We start from the raw sequence: 13,909 nt of genomic DNA, 5'->3' as shown, positions 1-13,909 counted from the left end.
AAGTTAACCTAAAGCCCTCGTATTCGACGGGGGCTTTTTATTGGGTAGATTAGAATCACATGGTATTCATACCAATCCGCATAGATAAGCCGTTTTAGCCGCATAAGTACGTTGTTATAAAACACTACACCTTGTTGATTAATCAAAGGGTTTCGTATTTTCTGGAACTACGTATAATAAAGCTTCCTACGCATTAGGTCCCCATAGTTTAATGGATAAAACAAGGCCCTCCTAAGGCTTAGATGTTGGTTCGATTCCAGCTGGGGACGCCATTTTGACTGGCTTAAACCAAAAATTAAGTAAACCTTGCTATACATTTCGCTCCCCTATCATCATGTTTATTTCTTCTACTTTGGTTGTAATTTAATCGAATTGAGCAATACTCTTCTAAACAGGAGAGCACAATGACTTTCGATTCGTCCCCCCAAAAAGAAACAGGCGATGATGTTGAAACACCGAGTGATTCAACATTTACCGAAGAGGAATGGTTTGCCATAGAGGCACTATCTGAGCCCGGTGCCATCTACTAACCGATGAAATTTCGAAATTAATCCCCACTTTTATAGCCGTTGCCGATTTTAAGCGTCGTCTATCTGCGCATTTAGCTTTCCAATAAGTACACTTCGCATAGACCATCAGGCAAAAAATAACGTATAAATAATGATGTAGTAGTTAATACGGGGAATAGTATGAGCCAATTTGAAAACGATGATATCGATTCGTTTTTTGCAGAAATGCAAGATGTAAAACCTATTGCATCAGATGATAAGGCTTTATTACACGACCCTGAAAAGGCGCTCGCAGAAAAGCAGAAACGTGCCGCCAGGCAGATGAGCATCCGCGAAAAACTCGTTAACCCTCTAAGCATGGAAGGTGTAAAGCCGGTACCGCCTGATGATTTTATACATTTCCAGCAGCCTGGCATTCAAGACGGCGTATTTAAAAAACTTCGTCTTGGGAAATACCCTTTAGAGACCAACATTTCGCTATCAGGAAAGACGCTAGAGCAAAGCCGCGACCTGATTTATAGCACTATTAAATCAAGTCACGAGCGAGGGGTTCGTGCCCTACTCATTAAGCATGGAACAGGTGAAAACAGTAAACCCTTTCCGGCATTAAAGAAGAGCTATGTTAATCATTGGCTAAAAGAACTTGATGAGGTGATTGCGTATCATACGGCGCAACCCATGCACGGCGGGTTTGGTGCCACTTATGTGTTACTGAAAAAACATCCTCAGCAAAAGCTAATTAATAGAGAGAAAAATAAGAAAGGATAAAAGCGTAAGCTTTCTAAATTGAGGGCTGCAGGGCTTATGAAATAACGCTCTGTAGCGCCTTCAAAAGTGCTTATTGGCTTAGCGCCTTTTCTTAACCGATGTTATTTAGTCGCCTCTTCTCGCATGCCAATGATTAACGCCCGTATCAAGCAACTTGATACGGGCGTTAGAATTTTTCTTTCAGACTACTTAACTGAAAACAGCACACTTAGCGTTGTTGGAGCTTCGGCAGACTTCGCAGATGTGCTAAAAACAGCAGTTACGAACATCAGCACTACAGCTACAGCCACTCCGGTTAAGCCAAACCCTTTTGAGGAACGATTCATTGGTCGTCTCTTATTATTTAAACCAGCTCGCAAATGCAGAATACCGGTACAACCCTAACTCAACTCCTGTAACCTAATTGCATTCCCTGCGTGCACTACAATAGATCAGTGACAACTTGATGACAAGAGCAAAAACCAGATTTTTGACACTTTGACAAAGGTTTGACGCCTATTTAAGGTATGCGCGTTTATTAAACAGTATTTTTATAGAAAATAAACAGGGGTTTCCCCCTGTTTATTAAAATCACACTGTTAACTAGCCAACAAATTTACGGGCGTTTCTAAAGATTCGCATCCACGCACCGTCCTCTTGCCATTCATCTGGACGCCAAGAGTTTGCAACGGCTCTAAATACACGTTCAGGGTGCGGCATCATTATAGTGCTGCGCCCATCTACAGAAGTTAAACCAGTAATACCTTGTGGTGAACCATTCGGATTAGCTGGATATTGCATGGTTGGCTTGCCGTAGTTGTCTACGTAACGCATCGCCACCTGCGCGCCCACCAGTGATAACGCGTTGTCGTTAGCGAACTCAGCCTGACCTTCACCGTGCGACACAGCAATAGGCATACGCGAACCTGCCATGCCATCAAGCAGCACAGACTTAGATTCCATCACTTCAACCATTGCAACGCGGGCTTCAAATCGCGCCGACTGGTTAGTGACAAAGTGCGGCCAATGCTCAGTGCCAGGGATCAATGATTTAAGGTTCGAGAGCATCTGACAGCCATTACACACACCTAAACTGAAAGTATCGTTACGGTTGAAGAAGCCTTCAAACTGATCCCGAGCAATGCTATTAAACAGTATAGACTTAGCCCAGCCTTCACCTGCTCCCAGAACATCACCGTAAGAGAAACCACCACAAGCAGCAAGACCCGCAAACTGTTCAAGGGTAATGCGACCTGCCAACACGTCACTCATGTGTACATCGATAGCGTCGAAGCCTGCACGGGTAAATGCAGCCGCCATTTCAAGATGCGAGTTAACGCCCTGCTCTCTTAAAATAGCCACTTTGGGCTTAACGCCTTTGGCGATATAGGGCGCGGCAACGTCTTCGTTAACATCGTAAGATAGCGCTGCATGCAAACCAGGATCGGCAGCATCTTGCTTCGCCGCATGTTCTTGTTCAGCACACTCTGGGTTATCACGAAGCTTTTGCATTTCAAACGTAGTTTGCGCCCACGTTGTACGCATTGATACGCGGCTATCTGCAAGTACAGCGACGCCATCGCGACTAAACTCAATCATATCTGTGCTATTAAGCGTACCGATATCGTGAGTAAATTCAGTTAAACCGAATTCCGTCAATACTGCGTTAACTGCTTCCTGGTCGCTTTTAAGCACTTGAATAACGCCACCCAGTTCTTCATTGAACATTACAGCAATGTCGTTACCTTTAAGGCTATCAAGGTTAACGCTTACGCCTGTTTTACCCGCAAAGGCCATTTCAGCAACAGTGGTAAACAGGCCACCATCTGAACGGTCGTGGTACGCACATACCAAGCCTTTTTCGATAAGCGCCTGCATTGCGTCAAAGAAGGCTTTAAGGCGGCTAGCGGACACCACATCGGCTGGGCTATCGCCAAGCTGGGTATAAACTTGCGCCAAACAGCTCGCGCCCAAGCGATTTTTACCTTCACCCAAATCTAGTAGCAACAAGCGGCTTGCGCCTTTGTCTGTTCTAAGCTGAGGCGTCACCGTTTTGCGAATATCTTTTACGGCGCCAAACGCTGAAATAACCAGTGACAGCGGAGAAGTCACCGCTTTGTCTTCTCCGTTTTCATTCCATGCCGTTTTCATCGACATTGAGTCTTTACCCACAGGAATGGTTAGGCCTAACTCTGGGCAAAGTTCCTCACCCACTGCTTTTACAGCTTCATAAAGACCTGCATCTTCCCCAGGGTGTCCAGCTGCTGCCATCCAGTTTGCGGACAGTTTAATGCGCTTAATATCGCCGATGTTTGCTGCGGCAATGTTGGTTAACGCTTCACCCACAGCAAGACGTGCTGACGCGCCGTGTGACAAAAGTGCAACAGGCGTACGCTCGCCCATCGACATCGCTTCACCGTGGTAGGTGTCAAATGCCGCAGCGGTTACTGCTACATCCGCCACTGGCACTTGCCATGGGCCCACCATTTGGTCGCGACTTACAAGGCCGGTAACCGAGCGATCGCCAATGGTAATAAGAAAAGTTTTTTCAGCGACAGTTGGCAAAGATAAAATGCGGTTTGCAGCTTCACTTAAGGTAATGCCTGTGTCGTCTAATGCTGGCGAACTTACTTCGGACGAACTTACGTCGCGATGCATTTTAGGCGGCTTGCCTAAAAGTACATCTAGCGGCATATCAATAGGTTTGTTCTCAAACTGACTGTCGTTCAGGTTCAGGTGCTGTTCGGCAGTGGCTTCACCAACCACAGCAAATGGCGCACGTTCGCGGGCGCAAATTGCTTCGAATACCGGCATATTTTCAGGCGCGACAGATAAAACATAGCGCTCTTGGGATTCGTTACACCATAGCTCTAAAGGTGTCATACCAGGCTCATCAGACAATACTTTTCTAAGCTCAAAGTTACCGCCACGGCCACCATCATTAACCAGTTCAGGCAGTGCGTTTGAAAGGCCACCCGCGCCCACATCGTGGATAAACTGGATAGGGTTGTTGTCGCCTAGCTGCCAGCATGCATCAATCACTTCCTGACAGCGACGCTCCATTTCTGGGTTGTCACGCTGTACAGAGGCAAAGTCTAAATCTTCGTTCGATTGGCCAGACGCCATTGACGACGCTGCGCCGCCGCCAAGACCAATGTTCATCGCAGGGCCGCCAAGCACAATTAGCTTAGCGCCAACGGTGATTTCACCTTTTTCAATATGTTCACGACGAATGTTTCCTAAGCCACCAGCCAGCATAATAGGCTTATGGTAGCCGCGCACTTCGACGCCGTTAAAACTATTAACTTCTTGCTCAAACGTACGGAAATAACCTAATAGCGCAGGACGACCAAATTCATTGTTAAACGCAGCACCACCTAGAGGGCCTTCAAGCATAATATCAAGGGCACTAACAATGCGCTGTGGCTTGCCGTATTCTAATTCCCAGGGCTGCTCAGCGCCCGGTATACGTAAATTAGATACGGTGAAACCAACCAAACCTGCTTTAGGTTTTGAACCACGACCTGTGGCACCTTCATCACGAATTTCACCACCAGAGCCTGTTGCAGCACCTGGGAAAGGTGAAATTGCCGTTGGGTGGTTGTGGGTTTCTACCTTCATCAAAATGTCGATATTTTCATGATGGTATTCGTACTGATGTGTTTGAGGATTAGGGAAGAAGCGCCCCGCTTCCCATCCTTCCATAACCGCTGCGTTATCTTTGTAGGCTGAATACACGTGATCAGGCAATAACTCGTAGGTGTTCTTGATCATTTTGAACAGCGACTTCTCTTGATCTTCGCCGTCAATGGTCCAGCTAGCGTTAAAAATCTTGTGACGACAATGTTCTGAGTTTGCTTGCGCAAACATATAAAGTTCAACGTCAGTCGGGTTTCTGCCTAGCTTTGTAAAGCTTTCAAATAGGTAGTCAATCTCATCATCTGCAAGTGCCAGGCCTAACGATACGTTCGCATTAACCAGCGCTTCTTTGCCTTCGCCTAAAACATCAACACTGGTGAAGGTATTGGCTTCAGTGTGAGCAAAAAGCACCGCTGCATCGTCGGTATTAGTAAATACTGACTCAGTCATTCTGTCGTGTAGGAAGCTAGCAACAAGTGCAAAATCATCTTCGCTAAGTGCCGTCTCTGACTCAATATAAAATGCACAGCCGCGTTCTATTCGGTTGATATTTTTTAGACTACAGTTATGAGCGATGTCGGTGGCTTTAGAAGACCAGGGAGAGATGGTGCCGGGGCGAGGAGTGATAAGGAATAGAGTTCCAGAAGGTGTTTGTGCTTGCCTCGCGGGGCCGTAAGTGAGCAGCTTTTCGAGTATTTCTATTTGCTGCTTAGACAAGTCACCTTTGGAATCGACTAGGTGAACATATTCGCTATAAAGGTTTTTTACCCTAACGCCGGATTGACCCAGCTTTGCAATCAGTTTAGTTTGGTTAAACTCTGATAGTGCAGGAGCGCCTCGAAGGACCAACATATTGATTTACCTGGTTTGTTAGAAACAACGACCACCAATGCGACGCGTTGCCTCTTGGATTGATGAGTATTTCGGCGCGGATTATAAAGTAATAATGAGCAGTAAGTAACCTCATAACGCGCTTACGTGAACTTTTTTTTAAACTTAGACGGTTTAATGACAACAAGTAAAGGTCTATGCAGTCATCTGACTATAAAAAGCGATTAAAACTACAGTTAATAATTATTTTATCTATAGCGGTAATGAGTTGTGGCGTCCCATCAGTGCCTACTTCGCTTTCATCATTATTAGAGAGAGAATCGATTCGCGTGGGCACGGTTTACGGAGCAGGCACGTTTTATAATGGCGCAGAAGGCCCTCAAGGGTTTGAGTACGAATTACTGGCAGGTTTCGCTGATTACTTGGGTGTCACCTTAGATTTGTATCCGTTTTATAGTTACGAAGTCATGCTTGAGCAACTTGAAGAAGGCAACCTAGATATCGTAGCAACGGGTGATGCGGTCACTGATTCATTGAAAAAACGCTTCGCTTACGGACCCGCCTACCAGCACGTCGAACAAGAGCTTATTTTTCAGGCGGGAACAAACAGGCCTAGAGATCTCGCTGATTTGGACGCACCGATTGTTGCAGTATCAGGGAGTAGCCAAGCCTATCTTTTAACAGATATTTTCGACGAACTGAATGAGAGCGGTAAGGTCATAAAAACCAATTTGATGACCACTGAAGATTCAGACTCAGAAGAACTGCTACAACAAGTTGCTAATGGTGACATCGCGTATACAGTGGCCGACAGCAATCGGTTAGCACTTCAGCGCAGACGCTACCCCAATTTAGCAGTAGCGAAAACACTTGATGAGAAGATGCCAATGGCATGGGCTCTACCAATGAATCAAGATGACTCGGTTAAAGCTGCATTAATTGAATATTTTGGCACCGTGCATCAGTCTGGTTGGTTTACGGTGTTGGAAGATAAATATTTCGGCCATATTCGACAGTTTGATTATGTGGACAGTCGAGCATTTAACTACGCTGCAGAAACCTCACTGGCAGAGTACAAACCGTTATTTCAAAAGTATGCTGGCGAGCTCGACTGGCGACTTTTAGCGGCTATGAGCTATCAGGAAAGTCACTGGGACAGCGAAGCTATCTCTCGGACGGGCGTACGTGGGTTAATGATGCTTACGTTAGACACGGCAAGCGACTGGAACGTGGACGATAGAACCGATCCTGAACAAAGTATTCGCGGTGGGTCACGTTATTTCGCCAGCTTACTAAATAGGATCCCAGCGCGTATAAGCGATCCCGATAGAACCTGGATGGCTATGGCATCGTACAACATCGGCATGGGACACTTAGAAGATGCGCGAGTACTTACTGAAAGACAAGGTGGAAATCCTGATCTATGGGTAGACGTAAAACGCCGTTTGCCGCAGCTTAGACAAAAGAAATACTATCGAACTACCCGCTATGGTTACGCAAGAGGCGACGAGGCGTTGCAGTATGTTGAAAATATTCGTCGCTATTACGACAGCTTAGTCTGGCTAGACGAACAAGGAAAAATTTAACGCCATTCATTATCGCCTCTCTTGAAAACTGTCATTTCGATGTCATCTTTATTCACTACCCTAAGAAAGAGTTAGTCAACGCTAACTCACTTTCTCAAAAGACAATATTCGATAAACATATTCAATGCGAGAAGGACGGTTAGTCTTTCTACAGCGAGAGATGAGAGAAAGGAGAATAAATGAAAAGAAATCGTTTTATGAAAAAAGGAATAAAATTGAAAAACAATAATAGACGTAGGCTTATGCTTAAACGTTGTCATCAAAAAGTACTTCAGCGTCGCAAGCTCTTTGTGACCAGTGACATGTTTACTCAACTAACTCGCACACCGAGCTAGTACTATGGGCGGCTCAACCCGCTGCCCTCAGATCTCTTACATTTACACTTCTATAAACTTCTATGTTGAACTAATCAGACTCACCATTCTCTTTAAGTTTTTGGGCTTTTTTAGCCGCCTTTATTTCCTTTCTGCGCTTGCGGAAAAAGTCTGACAATTTCTGTGCACACTCGTCAGCTAGTACCCCCGACACTATCTCAATCTGATGATTTAGGGCTGAATGTTGAAGTAAATTCATGACAGAACCCGCTGCACCGGTTTTGGCATCTTTGGCGCCAAACACCACCCGCTTAACACGCGCATGTACCAACATGCCTGCGCACATTGAGCAGGGTTCCAGTGTGACATACAGGGTTGCATCAACAAGGCGATAATTTTGTACTTGAGAGGCGGCTGCTTTCACGGCACGAAGCTCAGCATGAGCAGAAGGGTCGTTATCTGTTATAGGCGTATTGTACCCTTCGCCAATTAGCTCGCCATTTAATACCACACAAGCTCCTACAGGCACTTCTCCTATTAATTCCGCTTTATCGGCAAGCGTTAAGGCATGTTTCATCCAATGCTTATGTTGCTCAATCTCTTCACTTGTGAACGTCTCGCAAGCATCTTGAAAGGGTCGTTTGATTTGAATCGCGTTATCGTGCAGGGATAAACTACCATCATGCTTCGACGGTTCACTCTCAATTGCTAAATCCCTTTCTTCACTCTGTCTTTTTAATTCGCCAGATGAATCTTGCTGATGCTCTTCTGTGTGCTTCTGTTCTTTCATGAGGCTTGCTGACAGAGAGTTACTATTTTGGTCATTCATTCGTCAAATTTGCTATTTAAGTTGGTGAAATCTGTTAATCTTTATTTTATACCTGCCGAGTAAAAAACCTAACACATTAAAAAATAATGACTTTTGTCACTTGGCAATGTACTTGCAAACTCTCATTATAACACTGCTGAAGTGAAGGAATTAACTGGTTACATTTTTTACCAAAAATGTTGAAAAATAACCGTTATATTGCCAAAAGCCTAGCAGGATTTTCTCAATAAGTAGTTAGATCGAATTGACTAGATATACAGGTGAATTAGACAACTGAACATATTTTCACCTACACTGTTTTAAAGCCATTTGTGAGGGATACCACCGTGAATATGACCGCGATTGCAATAGTAGCCATTTGTGCTTGGGCACTTGTCAGTATTGTCGATAGTGCAAAAGACAAAAGTAGAAAAAAGCTTAACACTAAAGAAGTGGAAGCTTACAAAAAAGAAATTGCTGATTTGAAAGAGCGCGTATCAGTGTTGGAGAAAATTGTGACCGACGAACGCTACGACTTAAAAAAGCAGTTTGCGGACTTAGAAAAAGACCGCGTCGCATAGGTCACCTCAAACTTGTCTCCCCGCCAGCGCGCTAACTTAAACCGCGCGCTAGCTCCCTTCTAACAGTTTGCGCTCTGCCCGCTCCACCCGTCGAGGTTTACCCGCAATCACAAGGACGTCGTGAGCTTGTAAGATAGCGTCCTTATCGGGGTCTTTTACTTCGTTGCCGTCTCGTCTCAACCCTTTGATTGCCACCCGCATTCTAGAGAAATCTATATCTTTGATTGCTTTTCCGATACACGATGCATGTTCAGACAGCACAACCGCGTGAATAAATTCTAGTTTATCTTCTGTGCCATAGGTGATTTCAGTGGTTTCTCCTGGATAAAAGCCGTGCATGTGATCGTAACGGCCTTTCCTTTCCGCTCGAACGCGCTTTAAAATACGTGACATGGGAACACCGGCATAATGCAGTACTTGAGAAACTAACATCAAACTTCCTTCCTGAAGTTCCGGAACCACTTGATTAGCGCCAGCGGTATACAAACTATCAAGTTGGTAATCTCGCTTCGTTCTTACCATAACATCGGTCGTCTCGGTAATGCTTCTTGTTTGGGTGATAACTTGCTTCGCTTTATCGACTTGATCAAAGGTAACCAATACGAGTTTGGCGCTTTCTATATTGGCATTAAGCAAAATATCTTTTTGACTAGCGTCACCGAAAATAACGGGCTCCCCAGCGTTTCGACTCTCGTGTACCCTCACAGGATCCATATCAATGGCGACAAAGTGAATACCTTCCATTTTCAGCATTCTCGCCACCGACTGCCCTACTCGACCAAACCCACATATCACCACATGGTTAGTGAGTTGAGCGCCCGCACTGTGACTTATATTATCGTCAAAAGATAAATCGTTATTAACGATGCGTTTAGCAATGGTGACACTATTGTTCATTAGCCAAGGTGTTAGTGCCATACTGATTACGCCCATACTCACGATGAGAGACGATTGTTCTGATGTGAGTACACCATGTGTAGTGGCGAGTGCTGCAATAACAAAACTAAACTCTCCGATCTGACATAGCTTAACGCCTGCTGACCATCCATCTATGGCGTCTGTTTTAACCAATAAAGAAGCGACTCTTACGAGTACCACTTTGGTTATCATAAGTGCAAATACACCGAAAACAATTTCAAACAAACTGTCCCATAGTACGGTTAGCTCTAACTGCATTCCCACTGTCACAAAGAACAGCCCCATCAATATGTCTCTAAAAGGGCGTATATCAGCTTCGAGCTGGTATTTGTACTGGCTCTCTCCGAGCATCATGCCCGCCAAAAATGCGCCCAATGCCATAGATAGCCCGAAATAATAGGTTAACCCTCCTGCCAACAATGCTATGAGAATAGTGGTCAGAACAAACAGCTCGTCTGTTCTGGTTCTCGCTATTTCTCTAAATACCCAAGGAAGTAACCACTTACCTACAGACATTAAAAATGCAATAACGAAAACGCCTTTGAGTAGCGCTTCACCGAGGGCAAGCGCAATGCTTACTTCACCGGTCTGAGCTAGGAGAGGAATGGCAATTAAAAATGGAACAACCGCTAAATCTTGAAAAAGTAAGATACTGACAGCGAGCTGCGTGCGACGGTTATTGAGGATCCCCATTTCTGTGGCTTGTTTAATGACAATCGCCGTAGAGCTAAGAGCGAGAGTACCACCTATGATTATTGAAGCGCTCATTGAAATACCGAAAAATAAGGGGATGCAGGTAAAGACAGCGGTAGTGAACACCATTTGCCCTAAACCTACTCCAAATACTAAAGAGCGCATGGCGAGTAATTTAGGTAGGGAGAATTCTAGCCCCAAGGAAAAAAGCAGAAAAACGATGCCGATTTCGGCCAAAAGGTGCATTTCCTCTGGGTGTGCGAAAACCGAAAGGATCTGCGGTCCAGCCAAAATGCCAGCAAAAAGGTAGGCAAGAATAGGAGGGAGGTGAACACGTTTAAATAAAGCGACAGCGCATACAGATATAAACATCAGTATCACAACATTTAAAAAGCTTGTTCCCACATTACCTCCGAAAATTTAATGAATATGCTATGCAATATCGCTACAGATTTTTGCGGCTTTAGTATCGAGTAACTATCGTATACCCAATGATAAATCTAACCCTATGTGTGTATTGTTGTAGGCCGTCAAAAAAGCCACGTAAGATTAATATCCTCACATTTATAATAAAAATCAAACTGCTTGCCTTTATTGGCACTTGTTTTGCAAAAACCTTTAGTACAAATGCAGATTCGGCAAGTTTTGCCATTGTGACCGCCATAAAACCTTTCAAAAATTGAAAGCTAGGCCACAGGAACGTCAGGGCTTTGACGCTTGTTTCTTTGCATATCAACGCATTTTGTATAGGGGCACTACTGTGGATTTTTCAACCTCGGTCTACGATAGCACACAACACAATAGCTTTTATCCTGCTGAGAGCACTGCAAGTTCACTTACATTTAGTGAACTATCAGGCTTTGTCACACAGATACTTTCCACTCTTGAACTTCAAGAGTTAGGTGGCGTGTATTTCCAGCAGCTTAATATGCTGCTGCCAGTCATCGGGTTTAGCCTATCTGATTTTGACTCCCGCTGGATTTATGGCAATGCGAAGATATCGTCAACGCTGATTGATTTGCCTTTGCAAGGTGCCAACACTATCAATGGCGAACAAGCCCACGCGTATTATTACATTAGTTCACCATTGTCGTTATCGCAACGGGAAGCGCTTTTCCAACTCCATGATTTATTTGGAAAACAGGTTAAACACGCGCTAACTCTTGCGCAAGTTCAGCAGATGGCGACAAAAGATGCGTTAACAGGTTTAGGCAACCGAGCAGGATTTGAGCAATCTATGACAAGACAGCTGGGCTGGGCCCAAAGGCACGATGAACCCTTTGCTCTTTTAGTTATAGATTTAGACAATTTCAAGTACGTTAACGACAACTTCGGGCACGGCGAAGGTGACAAAGTTCTGGCGCATGTGGCATCACACCTATCGAGAATGCTGCGCGACGAAGATGAAGCATTCCGCTATGGCGGCGACGAATTCTGTTGCTTGTTAGATTGCCAAACACAGCTTCAGCTTGCCTGTGCTGCACAGCGTATACAATCGAGCATAAACAGCTCTAGTTATTTGGCAGGCTTAGAAGTATCGACAAGTTTAGGCGGTGCTATCTACCGAGACGGTGATACAGTCAGCAGCATTTTCGACCGCGCAGACAACGCGTTGTATCGCGTCAAAAATTCAGGAAAAAATAGCTATCAAGCGGCATAGATGTTTGAGTCAATACCAATCCGCATAGAGAGGCAAAATACTGCCGCCTTCGCCTCTTTCTCTTTCCCAGTATACCAGTCTGAGGCCCCCAAGCTTCTGTGCTTTAGCTTGATTATTGCCGCAGCTTGGTATGCAATAAATGCTGACTTAAACGCTCCTATCAAAGCACCATTAGCGAAAACAGCTTTTTTAGTTGGTGTCGTTTAACGTGTTAACTAAAATGTCTTAGTCTGATTTGAAAGACACATGGATACGCTGATCTCTGGGTTGTAAATAAACACATTCCCCATTAACAATTACCGCAATAGGTTGCCTATTTAGGTAAATAACCGGCGCGCCATTTCGCTCCCATCGCGGAATACGCCACACCTTGAACCATTCCTTCAATGGTTTAGATACACTAGCGTGCTCAGGCTTAATGCGAAGGTTACGAGCATTGGTTTGAAACGTAACCATGTCGTCCTCTTTTGGCTGAGTTAAAAGAACGGTTACCGACCCGTTAAGCCAAGGAAGATGATTGTCAGTATTGAGATTTAATGTGCCATCTGCGTCAGGTTCATGTGTTGTATTTGCGACCCAATAGAGGTCTTTGTCAAACCGAATCACCTTTCCCCACTTGAAGTTAACTTCAGGCGTCGCATCATGCTTCGCGTTTAACATCGATAGTACTTGGTCAGCTTGTGCTTTAGACGGTGACAGTTGGCGTTGTGCATTAAACCAGGCACGTATAACCATGGCTTGCCAAGGTGGTGACAAAGAAGCGAGTTTTTGACCGTCTAGCCTTAACTCTGTGCGCTTACAATCCTCATAAAATGACTGGGCCGAGTCAACCACAAGCGCGCTCTGCTCTGCACACAGCGTTGCACTGCGCCCCACTGTCTTAGTCAACTGAGGCCAGCGATTTAATAAATGTGGAATAATCTCGTTTCTTAAAAAGTTTCTGTCAAAACTATTTTGCTGGTTAGATTCATCCTCAACCCACTGCAGCATTTCATCCTCTGCATAGGTGACTATATCAGTCTTCTCTAATGCCAACATGGGACGCATGATGAGCGTTTTGCCTCGGTATTGCATTTCCCCCATCCCTGCTAATCCTTGTGGCCCAGCGCCTCGTTTCAACTGCAGCAAAACGGTTTCAAGCTGATCTTCTGCGTGCTGACCTAGCAGCAATACGCCGCCTATTTGCTCACAAACTTCAAGTAGTGCGTTGTACCTTACTTTCCGCGCCTCGGCTTCTAGACTCTTGCGCGCACCGGTATTCACCTCTACGCGATACAAGTGAAACTGTACATCTTCGAGACGACATTGCAATTCACAATGACGTGCCCAGTTGTCGGCGTTCTCACTCAAACCATGATGTACATGTACCGCATGGACAGGCGCATTAAATTGTTCGCGATACGCGATTACGGCTTGTAACAGAACAGAAGAATCAACACCGCCGCTATAAGCGACAACGAGAGGGGTCTGCAAAGACATGTCAGCTTCGCTTAGAAGGTGCTCTATACGATTAACGACATGTTCGCTTACTGAGAAAATTTGGCGGGACACTTACCGGTATGCCTCTTAATCTTATGGTCTAAAAAAAGCCAAGGGGTTGGTTACCTTTGGTAAACAACCCCT

11 protein-coding genes and 1 tRNA gene are annotated in these 13,909 nt (G+C 45.0%); 7 read left to right on the top strand and 5 right to left on the bottom strand.

Going from position 1 to position 13,909, the window contains the following annotated elements; genetic code table 11:
• Positions 1-197: 197 nt before the first annotated feature.
• The 3 genes from ACM0P2_RS04935 (at position 198) to smrA (ending at position 1,277) form a co-directional block, all read left to right on the top strand.
• A tRNA-Arg gene (locus ACM0P2_RS04935) sits at positions 198-272 on the top strand.
• A gap of 132 nt (positions 273-404) precedes the next feature.
• Positions 405-530 carry a hypothetical protein gene (locus ACM0P2_RS04930; protein ID WP_268891133.1) on the top strand — a complete coding sequence of 42 codons (126 nt, stop codon included), beginning with the start codon at positions 405-407 and terminating at the stop codon, positions 528-530.
• A gap of 159 nt (positions 531-689) precedes the next feature.
• Positions 690-1,277 carry a DNA endonuclease SmrA gene (gene smrA / locus ACM0P2_RS04925; RefSeq protein ID WP_159118565.1) on the top strand — a complete coding sequence of 196 codons (588 nt, stop codon included), beginning with the start codon at positions 690-692 and terminating at the stop codon, positions 1,275-1,277.
• Between the two features lie 185 nt (positions 1,278-1,462).
• On the opposite strand, the gene ACM0P2_RS04920 is transcribed toward smrA, so the two are convergent.
• Positions 1,463-1,603, bottom strand: a complete 141-nt coding sequence (locus tag ACM0P2_RS04920; protein WP_173359657.1) for a hypothetical protein — start codon at positions 1,601-1,603, stop codon at positions 1,463-1,465.
• Positions 1,604-1,859: 256 nt separating this feature from the next.
• A complete protein-coding gene (purL, locus tag ACM0P2_RS04915; protein ID WP_159118564.1) occupies positions 1,860-5,747 on the bottom strand; it encodes a phosphoribosylformylglycinamidine synthase in 3,888 nt (1,295 codons plus the stop codon).
• Positions 5,748-5,923: 176 nt separating this feature from the next.
• Here purL and mltF point away from each other — a divergent pair, with 176 nt between their 5' ends.
• Positions 5,924-7,312 carry a membrane-bound lytic murein transglycosylase MltF gene (mltF, locus tag ACM0P2_RS04910; protein ID WP_159118563.1) on the top strand — a complete coding sequence of 463 codons (1,389 nt, stop codon included), beginning with the start codon at positions 5,924-5,926 and terminating at the stop codon, positions 7,310-7,312.
• Between the two features lie 405 nt (positions 7,313-7,717).
• On the opposite strand, the gene tadA is transcribed toward mltF, so the two are convergent.
• A complete protein-coding gene (gene tadA / locus ACM0P2_RS04905; RefSeq protein ID WP_201282651.1) occupies positions 7,718-8,224 on the bottom strand; it encodes a tRNA adenosine(34) deaminase TadA in 507 nt (168 codons plus the stop codon).
• 563 nt (positions 8,225-8,787) lie between these two features.
• On the opposite strand from tadA, the gene ACM0P2_RS04900 reads away from it, so the two are divergent.
• Entirely contained in the window at positions 8,788-9,015 is a 228-nt protein-coding gene (locus tag ACM0P2_RS04900) for a hypothetical protein (protein ID WP_159118569.1), read from the top strand.
• Between the two features lie 48 nt (positions 9,016-9,063).
• Here ACM0P2_RS04900 and ACM0P2_RS04895 read toward each other — a convergent pair whose 3' ends face one another.
• On the bottom strand, positions 9,064-11,031 hold the full coding sequence (locus ACM0P2_RS04895; protein ID WP_159118562.1) for a cation:proton antiporter: 1,968 nt from the start codon (positions 11,029-11,031) through the stop codon (positions 9,064-9,066).
• 355 nt (positions 11,032-11,386) lie between these two features.
• On the opposite strand from ACM0P2_RS04895, the gene ACM0P2_RS04890 reads away from it, so the two are divergent.
• On the top strand, positions 11,387-12,286 hold the full coding sequence (locus ACM0P2_RS04890; protein ID WP_159118561.1) for a GGDEF domain-containing protein: 900 nt from the start codon (positions 11,387-11,389) through the stop codon (positions 12,284-12,286).
• A complete protein-coding gene (locus ACM0P2_RS04885) occupies positions 12,287-12,493 on the top strand; it encodes a hypothetical protein (RefSeq protein ID WP_159118560.1) in 207 nt (68 codons plus the stop codon).
• Between the two features lie 18 nt (positions 12,494-12,511).
• Here ACM0P2_RS04885 and tilS read toward each other — a convergent pair whose 3' ends face one another.
• Positions 12,512-13,837 (bottom strand): tRNA lysidine(34) synthetase TilS, encoded by a 1,326-nt coding sequence (gene tilS / locus ACM0P2_RS04880; protein WP_236547109.1) that lies wholly within the window; start codon positions 13,835-13,837, stop codon positions 12,512-12,514.
• Positions 13,838-13,909 lie beyond the last annotated feature (72 nt).

It is taken from the genome of Alteromonas sp. OM2203, assembly GCF_048517045.1.
GTDB lineage: Bacteria > Pseudomonadota > Gammaproteobacteria > Enterobacterales > Alteromonadaceae > Alteromonas > Alteromonas gracilis.
This window is presented reverse-complemented; position numbering and strand designations above follow the sequence as displayed.